This window comes from Micromonospora sp. WMMD734 (genome assembly GCF_049178975.1).
Taxonomy (GTDB): domain Bacteria; phylum Actinomycetota; class Actinomycetes; order Mycobacteriales; family Micromonosporaceae; genus Micromonospora; species Micromonospora wenchangensis.
Genome location: NZ_JBMHMK010000001.1, coordinates 4445725 through 4465130 on the forward strand (window position 1 = coordinate 4445725; position 19406 = coordinate 4465130).

Below are 19406 nucleotides of genomic sequence, written 5' to 3' on the forward strand. Positions count from 1 at the left end.
GGCACGCCTGGCGGATCGGCGGCCGGGCGGGGCGTCAGCGGGCGTCAGCGGGCGTCAGCGGGGGGCGGCGAGGGCGTGCAGGGCGGACAGGCCGCCCGGCCGGCCGTACCGGTAGCCCTGGCCGTGGACGCAGCCGATCGCGGTGACCGCCGCGTGCTGCCCCTCGGTCTCCACCCCCTCGGCCACCACCGCCAGGTCGAACGCTCCGGCCAGCCGGGTGACCATCTCCACCGTGGCGTACGCCCGCGCGTCGGTGTCCAGCCGGGCCACGAACGACCTGTCGATCTTGAGTTCGGTGGCGGGGATGCGGTGCAGGTAGCTCAACGACGAGTAGCCGGTGCCGAAGTCGTCGATGGCGATGCGGATGCCCAGCTCACGAAGCTGGGCGAGCCGTTCCAGCACCGCCTCGCTGCCGTCGATGAGCGCCGACTCGGTCAGCTCCAGGGTGAGCGCGCGGGGGGCCAGGCCGGCCGAGGCGGTGGCCGCCGTGACGGTGGCGATCAGGTCGGGGCGGCGCAGGTGCGCGGCGGCGATGTTGACCGCCACGGTCGCCTCGGGCACCCGGGCCCGCCAGGTCGCGGCGGCCCGGCACGCCTCGTGGATCACCCACCTGTCGATCGGCACGATCAGCCCGGTCTCCTCGGCCAGCGGCAGGAACGCCGCCGGGGCGAGCAGGCCGAGCCGGGGGTGCCGCCAGCGCACCAGCGCCTCGGCGCTGCGGACCGCGCCGGTGGCGAGGTCGACGATGGGTTGGTACTCCAGGTGCAGTTGCCGCTCGTCGACGGCCCGTCGCAGGTCGGCGATCAGCTCGGCCCGGTTCACCGCCGACTCCCGCAGCGCGGGTGTGCAGGTGCGGTACGCGGACTTCCCGGCCGCCTTCGCCGCGTACATCGCGATGTCGGCGTCGCGCAGCAGGTCGGTGTGGGAGGCGTGCTGCGGGCCGAACTCGGCGATGCCGATGCTGGCCGACGGATGGACGCCGCCGTCCTCCTCCCCCGGGGACGGTTGCAGGGCGGCGAGCAGCCGCTCGGCGAGCCGTTCCGGCACGACCGTCCGGTCCCCGTCGACAAGCACCGCGAACTCGTCCCCGCCGAGCCGGGCCACCGTGCCGTCGCCGCCGACGGCCGCACGCATCCGCAGCGCGATGCTGGTCAGCAGGGTGTCCCCGGTGGCGTGCCCGAACCGGTCATTGACCTGCTTGAATCCGTCCAGGTCGAGGAGCAGCACGGCCACCGGCGGCCCCCCGCGCAGCGCCTGGCGCAGCTGCCGGTTGAACATCAGCCGGTTCGGCAGACCGGTGAGCTGGTCGGCGTAGGCGAGCCGACGCAGCCGGGCCACCAGCCGCAGGTTCTCGTTGGCGGCCAGCCCCTGCCGCAGGGCGAGCACCCCGAGCAGCGCCATCATGCCCACGAAGACCAGCGGCGGGGTCTGCCCGGTGGGCCGCCGGGCCAGCACCACCGCGATGATCGCCCCGCCGACCGGCAGGTACGGCAGCGCCACCCGCCACCAGGACGGCAGCGGGGACTCGCCGATCTCCTCGGCCCCGTCGCAGGTCGGCGGCGGTGGCCGGGTGGTGGCGATGCCGATCAGCAGGTAGCTCAACGGCCAGCACACGTCGATCGGGTGCCCGGGGGTGTAGCTGCCGTGCGCGACCAGCGAGACGTAGACCGCGTCCGCGCCGGCCCGGGTGACCAGGCCCGCCCCGATCAGGGTCAGCGGCGGCCACACCGAACGGGCCGGGCCGGCCACCGCCACCAGGATGGTCAGCTGCATCAGGTCGATCATCGGGTAGAGCAGGCCGAGGGTCCGCAGCGGATCGTCGAGGTCGGCGGCGGCGACGTCGCGGAACACCACCACCCACCCGATCGGGATCAGGGCCAGCCCGACGATCACCCCGTCCAGCACGGTGCGGGCCCGACCCACCGCGCTGCGCGGCGCGGTCAGCGCGGCCAGCAGCGCGGCCGTGCCGGTGACGATGCCGGCGGTGAAGACCGCCCCGATCAGCGGGGTGTGCGGCAACTCGTCGGCACGCAGCCGGTCCACCGTCCACAGCAGCCGGCCGGCGGCGGCCAGCCCCATGGTGAGCGCGAGCAGCGCCCAGAACCGGCGTAGCGGGGCGGGATGCCGGCGCATCGTACGGACGCAGGCGTAGCTGGCCCAGCCCGCCACGGCGGTGGCGGTGACGTCACTGACCAGGGCCGCCTCGGGCAACGCGGCGAGCAGCCAGATCAACTCCAGCACGACGGCCACCGCGGCGACGACCGCACCCACCCGGGGAAGGGTCAGCGGTCGGGTCGGCGCGCCGGAGACGGCGTCCTGGGGTAGCACGGTGATCGCTCCGGCTCTCTCTCCAACGCGCACCTCGACCGTGCGGACGGGCCACGGACGGCGAACCATCGAAGCCTAGCCAGCCGGACGGGTCACCGCCACACTCACCGGGTCGGCTATCCGACCACTGAGGACAACACCTCGGGTGGGTCGTAGCTAGGTGGCCCCCCGTGCGTCCACGGCGTCTCCTCGGCCGTGGGGAACGTCCCGGCGGGCAGGTACGCCTCCGACAGGGTGGTCAGACACAGCCGCTCCCCCACCTGCGGCACGCTGCCCGGCGGCGCGGTCAGCCCCCGGCCCATCCCGCCCGACAGCTCCAACACCACCTCGGTCCGGCCGTCCGCCGCCGGGGTCACGAAGACCACCTTTGCCTTCTGGGCGGGCCGCGCCGTCGACCACAGCGTCGCCCCGACCGGCATCCGCACCGGCTCGGTGGTCACCACCTGGATCCGCGGCCGCAGCACCGGCCGCTTGCCGCTGTCGTCCACCCGCCCCGGGTCGGCCAGGGTGACGTCGGCGACGAACGCCTCCCCGGCCAGCCGGTGCTCGGCCATCACCAGCGGGTCGTCGTAGGCGCGCTGCACGGCGTAGCTGGTGGCGGCGCGTTCCAGCCGGTTCAGCCGGACCGCCGCCGCGACCGCGCCGTCGTGCCGGGGCTGCGGCCCGCCGTCGGCGTCGAGGTGCTCGGCGTACGACGTGAAGGCGTCCCGGTCGCCCGCCCAGCGGCCCGCCACCCGCGCCCCGGGTGGCAGCCCGTCGAGCAACCCCAGGCCGCGCCACATCAGCTCCCAGGTGGGCGCGAGCTGCCCGCGTAGCAACCGCACCAGCTCCGCGTACGCCTCGTCGCGCGCGACCGGGTCGTCGTCGGCAGCCGCCCACGCGGCCATCGCCGGGGCGAGCGCCGTGTTGTCGAACTCCGGGTCGGTGGCCGGGCCGGCCGGCGGGCACACCGTCGGGTCCTCGGCCCGCGCGGCGGCCACGACACCCGTCGAGCCGGCCGGTGGGTCGATCCAGCCGAGCAGCGCCGGCAGGTGCTGGTCCTCCACCGCGCTCTGCCCGGTCGCCCAGTGCAGGGTGAGCGCGTCGGTCATCGCCAGCAGCGCCGACGAGCCGGGCTGCTCGGCCCGTTCGGCGAAGAAGGTCAGCCAGCGGCCGAGCAGCGGCACAGCCGGGTGCACCGGGTGTTCGCCGTCCGGGCGACGGAACCGGGTCGAGCGGCCGAGCAGCCGCAGGAAGGTGATCCCGGCCGGGTTCGGCACCCACAGCTGCGGGGCGTCGACGTACCGGTAGCGCACGTCGCGGCCCCGGTCCACGGCCACCGCCTCCGAGACGCCCCGGAAGCCGTCCAGCCAGGGCAGCACGGTCGCGGCCAGCTCGGTGACGAAGCGGAACCGCTGGTCCCGGTTGCGGGGCTGCGGCACGATCAGCAGCCTGACGTCGTCGGGGGCGGTGCCGACCAGCACGGCGAGCGGGGCGTGCGCCTCACCGGCCATCGCCAGCGGCACCAGCACCAGCGGGCGCTGCGCCAGGTGCAGGTGCCGGACGGTGGCGACCGGCTGGGCCACCCCGGCGGCGAGCGCCTGCGCCTTCGCCAACGCGCGCAGCGTACTCATGCCGGGTGGCCGGCGAGGGCGTCGGCGCGCAACCGGGCGGCGGCCCGCAGCAGCGCGGCGGCCTCCTCCCGCTCCGGGTCGGCGGCCCGCTCGCCGGTCGCCAGGGCCAGCACCTCGGACACCTCGGCGATGCCGCCGAGGGCCTCGCGCACCGGCCGGCCCAACGCCCCGGTCTGCCCGCGCGCCTCGTCCCGGCAGAAGTACGCCAGCTCGCAGCCGGCCAGGCAGTCCGGCGCGTAGCGCGCCGGCACGGTACGCAACGCGGCGGTCAGCGTCACCGGGTCGACACCCGGGTCGACGGTGAACCCGGCCGGCACGGTGGTGAGCAGGTCGTCCAGCCGGGCCATCCGGTCCAGTTGGCGACGCAGCACCAGCAGTTGCTTGCGGACGTCGATCAGGCTGGCCACCGGCTGGTTGGCGAAGTCACGCGGGCAGACCAGCACCACCTCGTGCGACACCGACTCCGGGTCCCGCCCGGCGGCGGCGAGCAGGTCGCGCAGCGCCAGCACGTAGACGGCCGACTGGACGGCGGCGGCGGACACCTTCGCCGGGTCGGCCTGGCCGTCGATCACCGGGAACGACTTGATCTCCACCACGTGGAACCGGCCGCCGAGCCGGGCGGCGACCAGGTCCGGTTCCAGGTGCACCCGGTGGCCGGCGACGTCCAGGCCGAGCAGCGGATGGTCGAACAGCGCCGCGTCCGGCCCGGCGGCGGTCAGCGCGGCCCGCGAGCGTTCCCGGCGGTCCGGCAGGTCGTCCGCGCCGCCCAGGTCCGTCCAGCTCGCCCGCTGCGGCACCGGTACGCCCAACCGCTGCGCGACCAGCCGCAGCAACTCCATCCCGCCGTCCGCCTTGACCTGCGCCTCGAACGCGTTGCCCCGGGTGATCGCGAACCGGGACTGGCCGAACCGGGCCGGGAAGCCGACCCGCTGGGCGAGCGCCGTCTTGTCCACCCCGGCCCCGTCCAGCACGGCCCGCCGGGCACAGCCGGGGTTGCCGGTGAGCGCGGCGATCGTCCGGGCGTTGTGGCGTTTCGGGGGCACGTCGCCCCGGATCGCGGCCAGGCGTTGTGCGGTGCTCGTCACGACAGGCCACGATAGCCGCCCCGACCGACCCCGGCCGGCAGCCGCCGGCGCGGGCGGGTCGACAGCCTCCGGCGCGGGCGGGTCAGCGGCCGGCGGACCGGTTCCAGGGTGACCGGGGCGACCGGGTGCCGGCCGACGGCCGGCGGCGGCGCGACGGGCGACGACCGGGGGTGCAGGGCGGGCGGGAGGCGGTGTGCAACGGCGCGGTCGACGAGCCCGGTGGGCGGCCGATCAGCCAGCAGAGGAAGCGGGCCACGGTCAGCCGACCGGGAGGCGACGGGCCTCGTCGGCGTCGACGGCGTACTCGACGCCGCAGAACGAGCACTGCTGCACGTACTTCGTCCGGATCGGGATCAGCGGGACGAAGAACACGGTGAACTTCGTCGACCGGCGACTGATCACCTGTGCGGCCTGGTTGCCGCAGTGCCGGCAGACGGCGGTCACCACCCCCGACCGGGTGACCCGGGTGCGGAGTCCGAAGATGAGGAACATCGCCCCGCAGTACCCAGCCCGACGCCCCGGGAACCCCGGGCGGAAAATTCCGCCCCGCCGCTGTCCGGAACCGGGCCTGCCGTTCGTCACCCTGGTGGTGACAGTCAGCGCGCGTCCAGTCGGGCCACCACCTCGCGGACGGTGTCCACCGCAATGGCGAACCCGAGTCCCACGCTGCCCTCGTCCTCCCCGGTGGTGGCGATGGCGACGTTGATGCCCACCACCCGCCCGGCGGTGTCGACCAGCGCCCCGCCGGAGTTGCCGTGGTTGATCGCCGCGTCGGTCTGCACCAGCCCGGTCAGGCCGTCCACCGACCGGTCCAGGGCCGACACGATCCCGGAGGTGACCGTCCCGGCCAGCCCGAGCGGACTGCCGAACGCCAGGACGGTGTCCCCGACGGTCAGGGTGGCGTCGCTGCCCAGCGTCGCCGGGGTGAGCCCGGTCAACCCGGTCGCCCGCAGCAGTGCCACGTCCGCGGTGGCGTCCTGGGCGACCACGGTCGCCGGGGCGGTACGGCCGTCGGCGAGGGTCACGGTGACCCTGCCGTCGGAGTCCACCACGTGCTGGTTGGTCAGGACGAGACCGTCGGTGTCGAGGACGACGCCGGACCCGAGGCTGGACTCCCGCGCCCCGGTCACCTCGACGGTGACGATGCTCGGCGACACGACGGCGACCACCCTGGCGAGGGAGTCGATGGTGGCGGCGGCGACCGGGGTGACGGCCGTCGTACCGGCGACGACCTGACCCCGGTCGACGACCCGGTCCACGACCAGCGCTCCGGTGCCACCGCCCGCGACCATCAGCACCATCGCCGTGCCGGCGGCCATCAGCCGTCGACGCCAACGCGACGGTGACGGCGGGGGCGGGGACGTCAGCGCGGGCGGGGGCGTCGATGGTGGCGGGGGCGACCACGGCGGAGTCGACGACCGGGGCGGTGGCGCGGCGGCCGGGCTGGTGGGCGTCGGGCGCGGCATGGTGTCGGGGTGTGGCATGGGGCCTCCTCGGTGCGGCGATGCAGCAACCGTGCCGCGTCGGGCTGAGGTCCCCGTGTGCCGTACCTGTGCGTCCGCCGTGCGGGTGTCCGCCCGGGCGACGCCCGCCACCCGACGTCCTGTCGAGCTGATGACGTCGACGTGTCGGCAGCCGACGGGAGCCGCGCCACGGTGGCGCGGCTCCCGTCGGACCGGTACGGGCGGTGCGGTCAGGGCGTCCAGTTCGGGCGCAGCGGGTAGCCGTTCACGCCGTCCGGGCCGTTGCGGGTGGCCAGCACCTGGTGCAGTTGGATGCCGTTGCGTTCGAAGGCCAACCGCGAGCCGGCCATGTAGAGACCCCAGACCCGCGCGGTGCCCAGGCCCACCTCGTCGACGCAGAAGTCCCAGTTCGCCACGAGGTTGCGGCACCAGGCGGCAAGCGTCGACGCGTAGTGCTGCCGCAGGTTCTCCTCGTGGTGCACCTCGAACCCGGCGTCGTGCACCTCGCTGATCAGGCGGCCCGGCCCGGCCAGCTCGCCGTCGGGGAAGACGTACCTGTCGATGAACGCGCCCGAGCGGTGCGGGGCCCGGTTGTCGGCCCGGGTGATGCAGTGGTTGAGCAGCCGGCCGCCGGGCCGCAGCCGGTCCCGCAGCGCCCGGAAGTAGGCCGGATAGTTGCGCACCCCGATGTGCTCGGTCAGCCCGATCGAGGAGATCGCGTCGAACTGCTCGCGGGGGGCGTCGCGGTAGTCGAGGTGCCGCACCTCGGCCAGCCCGGTCAGCCCCTCCCGGGCGATCGCCTCCTGCGCCCACTGCGCCTGCGCCCGGGACAGGGTCACCCCGATCGCCCTGACGCCGTACTCGCGGGCCGCGTGCCGGACCATGCCGCCCCAGCCGCAGCCCACGTCGAGCAGGCGCATCCCCGGCTGGAGCGCCAGCTTGCCGGCGACCAGGTCGTACTTGGCCGACTGGGCCTGCTCCAGGGTGTCGGTCGGGCTGCGGTAGACCGCGCAGGTGTACGTCATCGACTCGCCGAGCACCTTCTCGTAGAAGGCGTTCGACACGTCGTAGTGGTGCGAGATGGCGGTGCTGTCCCGGCTACGGGAGTGCCGCAGCCCACCCATCACCCGCCGCCAGCGGGGCAGCGCCTCCTGCGGCGGGGCCGGCGGCGGACGCAGCCGCTCCCAGCCGAGCCCACGCACCAGGGCCAGCCCCTCGGCCAGCGAGGGGACGCGCAGCCGCAGGTCCTGCAACACCCGCAGGGCCTCGTACGGGTCGCCGGGGTGCACCCCGCCGAGCCCGAGGTCGCCGCTGACGTAGGCCCGCGCCATGCCCAGGTCACCGGGGGCGGTGAGCAGGTAGGACAGCCCGCGCTCGGAGCGGATGTCGAGGGTGATCCCGGCGTCGGCCGGGCCGATCGCGCTGCCGTCGTAGCCGGCGATGCGGACCGGCAGGTCCCGCGTGGTGACCGCGCGGACGACGTCGGCGACTGTCGGTGCCCGCCGGGTCCCTGCCGGCGGACTGGCCGGGGCGCTCGCCGCCCCCTGTTCTCGGTCGGTCAGGCTCATTTCCGTGCAACCGCCTTCTCGTAGAGTCCGGTGAGCCGATGGTCCGGGTCGTAGCGGTCCTTCACGGCACGCCAGGTCTCCCCGCCGTAGAGCCGGTCGAAGGCCGCCCGGTCGTAGTACGCGTCGGAGTAGAGCGATTTGTGGCCGCCGAACTCCGACACCATCCGCTCGATGGAGCGGTTCGCCTCGCCGTCCGCGGCACCCTCCGCGATCGGCAGGGTGCCCCAGAAGCCGATGTTGACGTACGTCTGGCCGGGGCGTAGCGGATACAGCGGCCAGGCGCGGGCGGAGCCGGGGCCGTCGGGCTCACGAAGCCGCAACGGGCACAGCCACACCGGCGTCATCCCCACGTTCCGGTCGAACCAGCGCAGGAAGTCGGCCGTGGCGTCCAGCGGGATCTCGACGTCCTGCACGACCCGTTCCCGGTCCGGCCGGCCACGCCACCGGTCCACCCGGGCGGCCACGTGGTAGCGGTGTTCCAGCCGGACCAGCCGGTGGTAGACGTCGCTGCGTCGCCAGCGGGCCGGCCAGAGCCGGCGTACCACCGGGTGCTGCGCTCCGAACGCGGCCGAGCACCAGAACCAGTCGGTGTCCCACCGCCACAGGTAGTCGCGGCCGCTGAGGGTGTCCCGCACCCGGCGGCGCAACGAACGGTAGTAGATGTCCTGGCCGGTGTAGTCGCTGGTCCGCTCGGGCTCGTCGGTGAACGAGCCGAGCACCAGGTAGGACTCGCCGGGGCTGAACATGACGCCGTCCATCGCGTCGACCGGTCGGCCCTCCCACTCGCCCTTGGCGATCACCTCGGCGACGGCTGCGGTCAGCTCCTCCAGCCGGGTGAACCGGATGTTGCGCAGGGCCACCGTCCGCCCCAGGGGCTGGAGTTCGATGCGCAGCCGGGTGGCGTACCCCAGGCTGCCCAGCGAGTTGGGGAAGGCGGCGAACAGCTCGGCGTCCGGGCCGTCCGGGCGGGTGGTGACGATCTCCCCCGCGCCGGTCAGGACGTCCATCTCGATGACCGACTCGTGCGGCAGCCCGTTGCGGAACGCCGTCGACTCGATGCCCAGCCCGGTGACCGCGCCGCCCAGGGTGATCGTGCGCAGCTGCGGCACGACCAGCGGCATCAGCCCGTGCGGGAGGGTCGCCTCGACCAGGTCCTCATAGGTGCACATGCCCTGCACGTCGGCGGTGCGGGCCACCGGGTCGACCGACAGGACGCCGTCGAGGCCACTGACGTCGAGGCCGGGTGTGCCGGTGGCCGACCGGGGTCGGAACAGGTTGGACGTGCGTTTGGCCAGCCGTACGGGGTGCCCGGGGGGCACGGCGGCGTACGACCGTCGCAACGCGTCCACCGCCAGCTCATGATCACGCAGCGCGCGCATGAGATCACCTTACGCGCGAAGCGCCGCTCCGGGGAACCGCATCGCTGACCGTTTCTGATCAGTAGGCAACCTCGACATCGGCATGGTCGTCCGTCCCCGCCCGACACCGACGCGACGTACGGTCCCCGAGGGGCCCGCGACCGGGGCCCGCCGGGGGCGTAGCGTGGTGACATGCCGAAAGCCGTGTGGAACGACCAGGTCGTGGCCGAGAGCGACGACACCGTCCTGGTGGAGGGCAACCACTACTTCCCCCGAAGCACCCTGCGCGACGACCTGATCACCGAGTCGGCGACGCAGACGGTCTGCCCCTGGAAGGGCGACGCCTCCTACTACTCCCTCACCGACGGAGAGCGCACGAGCGCCGACGCCGTCTGGTACTACCCCGACCCGAAGCCCGAGGCGGAGCACATCCGTGACCGGGTGGCGTTCTGGAAGGACGTCCGGGTCGTCGACTGATCCCACCGGGCGGGCCGACTGGTCGTCGGCCCGCCCGGTGGGTCACCATGCAGCCATGGCCGACCCCGACCCGCACCACGATCCGTCCGGCACCGTGTACGGCGTCCGACGGGCCGCCCGCCCCGGGCTGCCCGCCGATCCGCTGATGCGGTCCGCGCTGGCCGTCGGCCTGGCCGGCGTACTGCTGGGGGTCTTCTTCGCCACCGGCGTGCTCGGCGGCGGCGACGACCGGGCCCCGGTGGTGCCGGCCGCCGCCCCCACCCCGGCTGCCCCCACCCCGGCCGCGTCGACCCCGGCCGCCGAGTCGACCAGCCCGCCGGCCGCGACCACACCGCCGCCCAGCCCGACCCCGCCGCCCACCACCCCGGCCACGGTCACCGGCCCTGTCGTGTTGCGGGCGGTCACCTCCGGCCTCTGCGTCGGCACCGACGGCGCGGGCGAGACGGCCACCGCCGAACTGGCCGGCTGCACCGGCGGCGCGGAGCAGCAGTGGGTCGCCAACCCGGTCGCGCCCGACCTGGTGACGCTCACCAACGCCGGGCACGGCCAGTGCCTCGACGTCGACGGCGGCAGCGGCGACGACGGCGCGCGGCTCCAGCAGTTCGGCTGCCACGGCCAGGCCAACCAGCAGTGGCGGCTGACCCCTGTCGGCACCGGGCCGGTCCTGCTGGTCGGCGTCGGCTCGGGCAAGTGCGCGCAGGTCCGCAACGACGGCACGGCGGCCGGCGACGACCTGGTGCAGGCCACCTGCACCGCCGCCGCCGGCCAACAGTGGACCCTCGGCTGAACGACGGCCGTTCCCGCCCCGGTCAGCCCCGGTAGCTCCAGGCCCCGGCGGGCCGGACCGGCGTCGGCACCGGCACCGGTGCCGCGCGGCGGCGGCGCAGCAGCAGCGACAACAGCCCGGCGCCGATGGAGAGCGCCCCGGCCGCGTACCAGGCCGGCGCGTAGTCACCGAGCCGGTCGCGGACCAGGCCGGCGCCGGTCGCCGCGAACGCCGCCCCGAACTGGTGCGCGGCGAAGACCCAGCCGAAGACCACCGCCGCCGAGTCGCCGAAGTACTCCCGGCACAGGGCCACCGTCGGCGGCACGGTCGCCACCCAGTCCAGGCCGTAGAAGACGACGAAGACCAGCATGCTCGGTCCGGTGCCGCCGGTGAACAGGGCGGGCAGCAGCAGCAGCGACAGCCCGCGCAGCCCGTAGTAGCCGGCCAGCAGCAGCCGGCTGTCCATCCGGTCGGTGAGCCAGCCCGAAGCGACGACCCCGACGATGTCGAAGAGCCCGACCAGCGCGAGCAGGCCCGCCGCCGTGGTCTGCGGCATGCCGTGGTCGTGCGCGGCCGGCACGAAGTGGGTGCCGACCAGGCCGTTGGTGGTCGCACCGCAGATCGCGAAGCCGCCGGCGAGCAGCCAGAACGGGCGGGTCCGGGCGGCGGCGGTCAACGCGGCCACCGCCCGCGCGGCGGCCCCGCCGGCCGACGGCGGCCGGGGCGTCACCCCGGTCGCGCCGTAGGCGGGCAGGCCGAGATCCGCCGGGTGTTCCCGCAGCCACCGGGCCACCAGCGGGACGACCGCGAGCGCCGCCCCGGCCACCACCAGCGCGGCCGTACGCCAGCCGTGGTCCCGGACCAGCACCGCGAGCAGCGGCAGGAAGACCAGCTGGCCGGCGGTCCCACCGGCGGTGAGCACCCCGGTGACCAGCCCCCGGCGGTGGACGAACCAGCGCCCGGTGACGGTGGCGACGAAGGCCAGCGCCATCGAGCCGGTGCCCAGCCCGACCAGGACGCCCCAACAGAGAATGAGCTGCCAACTCGCCGTCATGAAGACGGTCAGGCCGCTGCCGAGCGCCACCAGCGCCAGCGCACAGGTCACCACCCGGCGGATGCCGAACCGGTCCATCAGGGCGGCGGCGAACGGTGCGGTCAGGCCGTAGAGCAGCAGATTGACCGAGACGGCGGCGGAGATGGTGGCCAGCGGCCAGCGGAACTCGGCGTGCAGCGGGTGCAGCAGCACCGACGGGGTGGCGCGGAAGCCGGCCGCACCGACCAGCGCGACGAAGGCGACGGCGGCTACGGTCCAGGCCGGGTGGAGACGACGGGCTCGGGTCACGCTCCAAGTCTCGGCCACGACCCGGCGGGCGACGAGTGGCCGGAAAGCCATGGTGCGCAATAATCGGGCCATGACCATCAGGCCGCACCGGATCGGCGTGCTCGCCCTCGACGGCGTGGTCGGCCTCGACCTGGGCACCCCGGCCCAGGTCTTCGGGGCCGCCCGCACCCCCGACCGACTCCCGCTCTACGCCGTCGACACCTGCACCCCCGGCGGTCGCCCGGTCCGCAGCTCCGCCGGCTTCCGGGTCCTCCCCGACCACGGGCTCGACCTGCTGGCCACCGTCGACACGGTGGTGGTGCCCGGCCTGCACGGCGGCCCACCGATGACCGACGGCACGATCGACCCGGCGGTGGCCGGCGCGCTGCGGGACGCCCGGCACCGGGGCGTACGGATCATGTCGATCTGCACGGGCGCGTTCGCGCTGGCCGCCGCCGGGCTGCTCGACGGCCAGCGGGCCACCACCCACTGGGCGCACGCCGACCGGTTCCGCCGGCTCTACCCGCAGGTGGCCCTCGACCCGGACGTGCTGTTCATCGACTCCGGCCGGGTGCTCACCTCGGCCGGGGTGGCCGCCGGGATCGACCTGTGCCTGCACGTCGTCCGCAGCGACCACGGCAGCGAGGTGGCCAACCGGGCGGCCCGTCGGTGCGTGGTGCCACCCTGGCGCGACGGCGGCCAGGCCCAGTACATCGAACGGCCGGTGCCGCGCACCCCGGCCAGCGGCATCGCGGCCACCCGGGAATGGGCCCGGCAGCGGCTGCACGAACCTGTCGCCCTGCGGGAACTGGCCGCCCACGCCCGGATGAGCGTGCGCACCTTCACCCGGCACTTCCGCTCGGAGACCGGGCTGAGCCCGGCGCAGTGGCTGCTCCAGCAGCGCACCGACCACGCCCGGCTGCTCCTGGAGACCACCGACCTGGCCATCGACCAGGTGGCCCGGCGGGCGGGCTTCGGCACCACCGCCGCCCTGCGCCAACACCTGAACACCCGGATCGGCGTCTCCCCCTCGGCCTACCGGCGCACCTTCCGCCGCACCCCCGCCGCCGGGCCGTCCGGGGTGGAGTCAGGCGGGCTGCGGCTGGTCGCGGAGCATCCGTAGCTGCGCCAGGTGCCGGGGCAGGTGCACCCGGGCGTGCAGGTCGAGGGTGCGCGACCACGGCAGCGGCTCGTCGACGACCAGGTCGAAACCCTCCCGCAGGTGCGTCTCGACCGGGGTGTCGGCGGCCGGCCCGAGCCGGTCCACCAGCCCGCAGAGCCGGCCGCTGGTGGCCCGCAGCAGAGTGGCCAGGCCGGGCAGCCCGCCGCACCCGGCGACCAGGGCGTCCAATTCGGGCCGGTGCACACCGGTCAGGTCGTAGTAGGCGAACGGCGCCCCGGCCAGCACCGCCTCGGTCGCCTCACTCATCAGCTCGTCGTTGGCGACCAGGTGCGCCACGATCCGCTCCGCGCCCCACCCGCCGGGCGGAGCCGGCCGGAACCCGCCCGCCTCGACCTCGGCGAGCAGGATCCGGTACGCCCCGCGCAGCTCCACACCCCCAGTCAACCCCGTGCCACCGGGTCGGGTGGACGGTTGTGCCACCCGGATCACCCGGACGGGCGGCCCGGTCAGCGGGCGGAGGCGCGCCGGGAACGCAGGTAGTCCGAGACCACGTACTCGCCCAGGTCACCCAGGTCCGGGGTGAACAGGCGACCCCGGGAGCGGCGGGCCACCGCGTCCATGAACCGACGCAGTCCCGGGTCCTCACCGAGCAGGAACAGGTTGAGCGTGACCCCGGCCCGGGCCAGCCGGTCCACCTCGCGGACGGTGGCCTGGACCGTCTCCGGCAGCGGCGGCCAGTGGAAGTACGCCTCACCGTCGTCCGGATCGAGGTGGGCGGTCGGCTCACCGTCGGTGACCACCAGCACCACCGGCTCGGCCCCCGGATGCCGGCGCAGGTGCCGGCCGGCCAGCCGCAGGGCGTGCTGGAGGTTGGTGCCCTGCTCCATGTCCGGCTCCACCGCCGCCAGCTCCCGCTGGGTGAGCGTGACCGCCTCCCGACCGAACCCGACGATCTGCAACGCGTCCTGCGGGAACCGGGTCGCCATCAGGTGCGACAGGGCCAGCGCCGTCTGCTTCATCGGCCCCCACCGCCCCTGCGACACCATCGAGTACGACAGGTCGACGCAGAGCGCCACCGCCGCCGACGCCCGCCGCTCCGTCTCCACCACCTCGAAATCCTCGACGGCGAGCGGCAACGGCACCGTGGGGCCGGCCCGACGCACCGCCCGGGTGAGGGTGCGCACCACGTCCAAGGGCTGCTCGTCGCCGTACTCCCACTGCCGGGACGCGCCGCTGACCTCGCCGGCCGCCCCGGCCGTACGCAGGTCGTGCTGGCCGCGCGGGCCGGCGGTGAGGTCGGCGAAGACCCGGCGCAGCGCGGTGCCGGCCAGCCGGCGCAGCGCCTTCGGGCTGAGCGTCAACCCGTCGGCGTCCCGGCTCACCCAGCCCTGCCGGCGCAGCTCCCGCTCCAGCTCCCGCAACCGGCGTACGTCGTCGGCGGCGTCACGGCCCAGCGTCCGGGCGACCGACTCGACGTCCACGTCGTCCAGGGTGGCCCCCGGCTGCTGCTGGTCCAGGGACTCCAGCAACTCGTCCAGCTCGGCGATCTCGTCCAACGCCCCGGTCGCCTCGCCGTAGCCGAGTGGCTGGTCACCCCGGACCCGCTCACCACGCTGCCAGTTCAGGTCGGGACGCAGCGCACGCAGGTGGGCGTCGAGCGCGGACAGCTCACCGGAGAGCCGGTCACCGAGCGACTGCCGCATCAGCCCGGCCAGCTCCTCGCGCTGCCGGTCGGACAGCGACCGCATCAGCCGCTCCCCCGCCGCCGCCCGCCGGGCCAGCACGTCGACCAGTTCGTCGACGCTGCCCGGCTGCTCCGGGAAGAACTCGCCGTGCCGGCGCATGAACTCGGCGAACGCGTCGGTGGTGTCCTCCGCGCGGGCGTGCCGGGCCAGCAGGTCGTTGAGGTCCCGCATCATCTCGGCGAGCTGCGCCTGCACGGCCGGGTCACCGGCGGCCCGCGCGGCGTCGCGCAGCCCGGCGAACCGCTGCTCCAGCACCTCCCCGCGCAGCCCGTCGAGAATCCGCTGGTACGCCTGCCGGGCCTCGTCGCTGGTCCACCGGTACCCGGCCAGCTCCTGCACCGCGCGGGCGGTGGAGCGGGGCAGGTTGTCCAGCACCGTCTCGGCGAACCGGGCGTCGTCGTCGGTACGCGCACGCAACGCGTCCCGTTCCGCCGCGAGCGCCTGGTCGAGCAGCGCCCGGGACCGGGTCACCGCGCCGTCCAGGTCGCCCCGGCGCAACGCCTCCCGGCGCAGCCGGCGGGCCCGGGCGGCCAGGTCGTCCAGGCCGCCCCGGCCCTGCGGGCCCCGACGCAACAGGTCGCGCAGCGCCTCCCGCAGGCTGCCGCCGGCCAGCACCTCCGCGCCGACGGAGTCCACCGCGGCGCGCACGTCGTACGGCGGGGCGAGCGGGTCGGGGCCGCCCTGCCACTGGCCGTACCGGAACCGGTTGCCGGCCATCCTCAGCTCCGACCGCCGTAGACGGTACGACCGGACTCGGTGACGTCCTTGCCGAGCCGGCGGGTCAGGTGCAGTCCCTCCAGCACGAACTCGACCCCGGCGGCGGCCTGCTCCGGGGTGGGCGCGTCGCCCAGCCCCAACCGGTCCAGCGCCTTGGCCAGCCCCGGCACGGTGCCGACCTGGCGCAGCAGTTCCGCCGAGGCGACCAGCTCACCGGTCTCGATCACCGCCCCCTCGGCGACCAGCGCGGTGAACCCGGAGAGGTCCAGTCCGGCCAGCCGGGCCCGGAACGTCTCGGCGGTCGCGGTGCGCAGCAGGTGGCCCAGGATCTCGGTCTCCCGCCCCTCCTCGCCACTCTCGAACTCCACCTTGCCGCGCAACGTCGAGGTCACCGACACCGCGTCACCGACCCGGGCGACCGGTGCCTCCGGCCGTACCGTGGCGTCGTCGGCGGCCGACGCGGGGCCGGCGAGCAGGCCGGAGCGGCGCAACGCGGCGGCGGCGACGGTCTCGGCGGCGGCGATGGCGAACCGGGCGGAGACCCCGGAGCGCGGATCCACCGACGACGACTCGCGCACCGCGCGGGCGAACCGGGCCAGCACCTCCAACACGTGCTCCGGCACCTCCGCGACCAGGTCGGCCTCCTGCCGGATCAACGCCAGCTCCAGCTCCAGGTCGACCGGGTAGTGGGTGCGGACCTCCGCGCCGAACCGGTCCTTGAGCGGGGTGATGATCCGGCCCCGGTTGGTGTAGTCCTCCGGGTTGGCGCTGGCCACCAGGAACAGGTCGAGCGGCAGGCGGAGCTGGTAGCCCCGGACCTGGATGTCCCGCTCCTCCAGCACGTTGAGCAGCGCCACCTGGATGCGTTCGGCCAGGTCGGGCAGCTCGTTGACGGCGAAGATCCCCCGGTTGGTGCGGGGCACCAGCCCGAAGTGGATGGTCTCCGGGTCGCCGAGGGTACGCCCCTGGGCCAGCCGGATCGGATCCACGTCGCCGATCAGGTCACCGACGCTGGTGTCCGGGGTGGCCAGCTTCTCGCCGTACCGCATCGAGCGGTGCAGCCAGCCGACCGGCAGGTCGTCGCCGGCCTCGGCGACCAGCGCGCGGGAGGCCGGGGTGAGCGGGTGCAGCGGGTGCTCGTTGAGCACCGAGCCGGGCAGCACCGGGGTCCACTCGTCGAGCAGCGCCACCAGCGAACGGATGAGTCGGGTCTTGCCCTGGCCGCGTTCGCCGAGCAGCACCATGTCGTGGCCGGCGAGCAACGCGCGCTCGACCTCGGGCAGCACGCTGTCGTCGTAGCCGACGATGCCGGGGAAACGATCCTCGCCGGAACGCATCCGGGCCAGGAGGTTGTGGCGGAGTTCCTGCTTGACGGTCTGGTACCGGTGTCCGGCGGCGCGCAGCGCGCCGAGGGTGCCCGGCAGGTCGGCGGGCGGGACCGGGAGAGCCTGGTTGGGCGCAGTCACCCGACCCACGCTAGCGCGATCCGGGCCGCTGTGCCCCCGGCACCGGAATCGACCCCCACCGGTCCCCGACGCGACGCCTCACCGCCGGGCGCGGGCCCGGATCAGCGTCGGCAGCCCGGCCAGGGGCAGGGGTGTCGAGGGGCACGTGGCGCATGGCTCGGAGCCACCCCGGCGGCGGTCCCACCGGGCTGGTTCCCGCCCGGACCACCGACGGTGGTCGCCGCCGCAGGTCGGGGCGGGGTTAGGGTCGGGGGCGTGACCTACCTCGCCGCGGCCGACCGCTACGACCGGATGACCTACCGCCGCAGCGGGCGCAGCGGCCTGCGACTGCCCGCCCTCTCACTCGGGTTGTGGCACAACTTCGGGCCGGACCGCCCGTTCGAGCGGCAACGGGACATCGTCCGCCGCGCGTTCGACCTCGGCATCACCCACTTCGACCTGGCCAACAACTACGGCCCGCCGCCCGGCGCGGCGGAGGAGGCGTTCGGCCGGCTGCTCGCCACCGACCTCAGGCCGTACCGGGACGAACTGGTGGTGTCCAGCAAGGCCGGCTACCTGATGTGGCCCGGCCCGTACGGCGAGTGGGGCTCGCGCAAGTCCCTGATCTCCTCGCTGGACCAGTCGCTGCGCCGGATGGGGCTGGACCACGTCGACATCTTCTACTCCCACCGCTTCGACCCGGACACCCCGCTGGAGGAGACGATGGGGGCGCTGGACGCCATCGTCCGGTCCGGCCGGGCGCTCTACGTCGGCGTCTCCAACTACGACGCGGAGCAGACCAGGCGGGCCGCCGCGATCCTGCGTGACCTGGGCACCCCGCTGCTGATCAACCAGCCGTCGTACTCGATGCTCAACCGCTGGACCGAGGACGACGGGCTGCTCGACACGCTGGCCGAGGTCGGCGCGGGCTGCATCGCGTACAGTCCGCTGGCCCAGGGGTTACTCACCGACCGTTACCTCGACGGCATCCCGGCCGACTCCCGGGTCCGTACCAGCGTGTTCCTCGGCGAGAGCGACGTGACCGACGAGCGGCTCGCCACCGTCCGGGGCCTCGCCGGGGTCGCCGAGCGGCGGGGGCGGACGCTGGCCCAGCTCGCCCTGGCCTGGGCGCTGCGCGACCCCCGGATGACCAGCCTGGTCATCGGGGCGAGCAGCGTGGCCCAGTTGGAGGGCAACGTCGCCGCCCTGGCCCACCTCGACCTGAACCCCGACGACCTGGCCGAGATCGACCGCCTCCTCGCCTGACGGCCGGGCCGGGTGTGGATCATGACCACCCGGCGCGGGTCACCAGACGCGGCGACGGCCGGCCCGATGGTTGCGGACGCCGCAGGGGCGGCCGGGCGGCACGGGTGCCGGGCGGCGCAGCCGGGTCGCCACCAGCGCCACCAGCAGCACGGTCACCACCGCCGCCACACCCACCGTCAGCCGGAGGTTGCCGCCGCCGACCCGGGTCACCGACGCTACCGGCACGCCGGTCTCCCCGGCGGAACCGTCACCGGCCGCGGTCGCCCCGGCGGAGGTGGCCTGGTCCGCTCCGACGCCTGCCGTCGGGCCGCCGGCCGGGTCGGTAGCAGCCGGGTCGCTGACAGCCTGCGTCGGATCGGTGGCGACCCGCGTCGGGTCGCCCGGGTCGGCCCCGCCCGCCGGGCTGAACAGCACGTCGGAGCAGGAGTAGTAGGTGTCCGGGGTGTCGGAGTTCTGCCACACCGTGTAGATCAGGTGCCGCCCGGTCAACCCGGCGGGCAGCCGCCCCGGAATCTGGTACGACCCGTCACGCAGCGGCGGGTCGGTCACCGACAGGAACGGGATCCTGTCGAGATCCGCCCAGCGCAGCGGGGTGCGCGGGTCGTAGCCGGGACGGGTGGTGTAGAGCCGGAAGGTGCCCTTGTGCGGAATGGTGCCCCGGTAACGGAACGTGTACCGCGCCCCGGCGGTCAACTCGGTCGCCGGCCAGTCCGCCCGCGCCAGGTCCAACCCCCGGTAGGCGGAGAGCCCGCCGCTGCACAACTCGCCGTCCGGGATGCGCTCCCGGTCGCGGCCGTTGACGCCGTACACCCGGATGTTGTCCCACTCGCGCAGCGCCGCGCCCGCCGACACCGCCGCCAGGCAGGCGGGCGTCGAGACGTGCGGCCCCTCCGGGCCACAGGCCGCCGAACGGCTCAACGGGCTGGTCGGTGCGCCGTGCGCGGCGGCAGGAGCCGCATCGAGCAGCACGGTCACCGCCACGACCGCGAGGGCGGCGAACGTTGCGCGTACGGTCATCTGGTCGACCTCCCGCCCTTGGTACGGATGCGGGCGGGCAAAGGTTCGACGGTACGGCGTGCGGGCCGGCGGCGGGGGTCGGTTGCCTCTACAGTGACCGCACGTGCCATATCA

General features: G+C 74.9%; 16 protein-coding genes. 4 read left to right on the forward strand and 12 right to left on the reverse strand.

What is annotated here, in order from left to right:
- Positions 1–54 precede the first annotated feature (54 nt).
- The 7 genes from ACN267_RS18890 to ACN267_RS18920 form a co-directional block, all read right to left on the reverse strand.
- On the reverse strand, positions 55–2328 hold the full coding sequence (locus tag ACN267_RS18890; protein WP_421489262.1) for a putative bifunctional diguanylate cyclase/phosphodiesterase: 2274 nt from the start codon (positions 2326–2328) through the stop codon (positions 55–57).
- A gap of 116 nt (positions 2329–2444) precedes the next feature.
- Positions 2445–3941, reverse strand: a complete 1497-nt coding sequence (locus ACN267_RS18895; protein ID WP_281900274.1) for a hypothetical protein — start codon at positions 3939–3941, stop codon at positions 2445–2447.
- Positions 3938–5026, reverse strand: a complete 1089-nt coding sequence (locus ACN267_RS18900) for a hypothetical protein (protein ID WP_204956593.1) — start codon at positions 5024–5026, stop codon at positions 3938–3940. Before ACN267_RS18900 ends, ACN267_RS18895 begins: the two co-directional genes overlap by 4 nt.
- A gap of 258 nt (positions 5027–5284) precedes the next feature.
- Complete coding sequence (locus ACN267_RS18905) at positions 5285–5518, reverse strand: zinc-ribbon domain-containing protein (protein ID WP_204956592.1); 234 nt, start codon at positions 5516–5518, stop codon at positions 5285–5287.
- 104 nt (positions 5519–5622) lie between these two features.
- The gene (locus ACN267_RS18910; RefSeq protein ID WP_421489263.1) at positions 5623–6510 is read right to left on the reverse strand and encodes a S1C family serine protease; all 888 of its coding nucleotides are present in this window, start codon (positions 6508–6510) and stop codon (positions 5623–5625) included.
- Between the two features lie 209 nt (positions 6511–6719).
- Positions 6720–8057, reverse strand: a complete 1338-nt coding sequence (locus ACN267_RS18915; RefSeq protein WP_421489264.1) for a class I SAM-dependent methyltransferase — start codon at positions 8055–8057, stop codon at positions 6720–6722.
- The gene (locus ACN267_RS18920) at positions 8054–9436 is read right to left on the reverse strand and encodes an FAD-binding oxidoreductase (RefSeq protein WP_421489265.1); all 1383 of its coding nucleotides are present in this window, start codon (positions 9434–9436) and stop codon (positions 8054–8056) included. Before ACN267_RS18920 ends, ACN267_RS18915 begins: the two co-directional genes overlap by 4 nt.
- Before the next feature lie 171 nt (positions 9437–9607).
- Here ACN267_RS18920 and ACN267_RS18925 point away from each other — a divergent pair, with 171 nt between their 5' ends.
- Both ACN267_RS18925 and ACN267_RS18930 read left to right on the forward strand, forming a co-directional pair.
- Positions 9608–9892 carry a DUF427 domain-containing protein gene (locus tag ACN267_RS18925; RefSeq protein ID WP_281900284.1) on the forward strand — a complete coding sequence of 95 codons (285 nt, stop codon included), beginning with the start codon at positions 9608–9610 and terminating at the stop codon, positions 9890–9892.
- 55 nt (positions 9893–9947) lie between these two features.
- Entirely contained in the window at positions 9948–10679 is a 732-nt protein-coding gene (locus ACN267_RS18930) for an RICIN domain-containing protein (RefSeq protein ID WP_204956588.1), read from the forward strand.
- Positions 10680–10701: 22 nt separating this feature from the next.
- Here the strand turns inward: ACN267_RS18930 and ACN267_RS18935 are convergent, their stop codons facing one another.
- Positions 10702–12000 (reverse strand): MFS transporter, encoded by a 1299-nt coding sequence (locus ACN267_RS18935; protein WP_281900287.1) that lies wholly within the window; start codon positions 11998–12000, stop codon positions 10702–10704.
- Positions 12001–12070: 70 nt separating this feature from the next.
- Here ACN267_RS18935 and ACN267_RS18940 point away from each other — a divergent pair, with 70 nt between their 5' ends.
- The gene (locus tag ACN267_RS18940) at positions 12071–13102 is read left to right on the forward strand and encodes a GlxA family transcriptional regulator (RefSeq protein WP_421489266.1); all 1032 of its coding nucleotides are present in this window, start codon (positions 12071–12073) and stop codon (positions 13100–13102) included.
- On the opposite strand, the gene ACN267_RS18945 is transcribed toward ACN267_RS18940, so the two are convergent.
- The 3 genes from ACN267_RS18945 to ACN267_RS18955 all read right to left on the reverse strand — a co-directional run bounded on the left by ACN267_RS18945 (position 13067) and on the right by ACN267_RS18955 (position 17039).
- Positions 13067–13534, reverse strand: a complete 468-nt coding sequence (locus ACN267_RS18945; RefSeq protein ID WP_421489267.1) for a hypothetical protein — start codon at positions 13532–13534, stop codon at positions 13067–13069. The genes ACN267_RS18940 and ACN267_RS18945 overlap by 36 nt on opposite strands.
- Before the next feature lie 74 nt (positions 13535–13608).
- On the reverse strand, positions 13609–15564 hold the full coding sequence (locus ACN267_RS18950) for a VWA domain-containing protein (protein WP_421489268.1): 1956 nt from the start codon (positions 15562–15564) through the stop codon (positions 13609–13611).
- 2 nt (positions 15565–15566) lie between these two features.
- Entirely contained in the window at positions 15567–17039 is a 1473-nt protein-coding gene (locus ACN267_RS18955) for a magnesium chelatase (protein ID WP_421489269.1), read from the reverse strand.
- Positions 17040–17285: 246 nt separating this feature from the next.
- On the opposite strand from ACN267_RS18955, the gene mgrA reads away from it, so the two are divergent.
- Positions 17286–18275, forward strand: coding sequence for an L-glyceraldehyde 3-phosphate reductase (gene mgrA, locus ACN267_RS18960; protein WP_421489270.1), 990 nt, complete (start codon positions 17286–17288; stop codon positions 18273–18275).
- A 39-nt stretch (positions 18276–18314) separates the two neighbouring features.
- Here the strand turns inward: mgrA and ACN267_RS18965 are convergent, their stop codons facing one another.
- Complete coding sequence (locus tag ACN267_RS18965) at positions 18315–19292, reverse strand: lytic polysaccharide monooxygenase auxiliary activity family 9 protein (protein WP_204956582.1); 978 nt, start codon at positions 19290–19292, stop codon at positions 18315–18317.
- Between the last annotated feature and the right edge of the window lie 114 nt (positions 19293–19406).

Bases quoted from the DNA above. Each gene is read 5' to 3' on its own strand.
- ACN267_RS18895 (WP_281900274.1), bottom strand. From the start codon at position 3,941: ATGAGTACGCTGCGCGCGTTGGCGAAGGCGCAGGCGCTCGCCGCCGGG.
- ACN267_RS18905 (WP_204956592.1), bottom strand. From the start codon at position 5,518: ATGTTCCTCATCTTCGGACTCCGCACCCGGGTCACCCGGTCGGGGGTG.
- ACN267_RS18910 (WP_421489263.1), bottom strand. From the start codon at position 6,510: ATGCCACACCCCGACACCATGCCGCGCCCGACGCCCACCAGCCCGGCC.
- ACN267_RS18915 (WP_421489264.1), bottom strand. From the start codon at position 8,057: ATGAGCCTGACCGACCGAGAACAGGGGGCGGCGAGCGCCCCGGCCAGT.
- ACN267_RS18920 (WP_421489265.1), bottom strand. From the start codon at position 9,436: ATGCGCGCGCTGCGTGATCATGAGCTGGCGGTGGACGCGTTGCGACGG.
- ACN267_RS18925 (WP_281900284.1), top strand. From the start codon at position 9,608: ATGCCGAAAGCCGTGTGGAACGACCAGGTCGTGGCCGAGAGCGACGAC.
- ACN267_RS18930 (WP_204956588.1), top strand. From the start codon at position 9,948: ATGGCCGACCCCGACCCGCACCACGATCCGTCCGGCACCGTGTACGGC.
- ACN267_RS18940 (WP_421489266.1), top strand. From the start codon at position 12,071: ATGACCATCAGGCCGCACCGGATCGGCGTGCTCGCCCTCGACGGCGTG.
- ACN267_RS18950 (WP_421489268.1), bottom strand. From the start codon at position 15,564: ATGGCCGGCAACCGGTTCCGGTACGGCCAGTGGCAGGGCGGCCCCGAC.
- ACN267_RS18965 (WP_204956582.1), bottom strand. From the start codon at position 19,292: ATGACCGTACGCGCAACGTTCGCCGCCCTCGCGGTCGTGGCGGTGACC.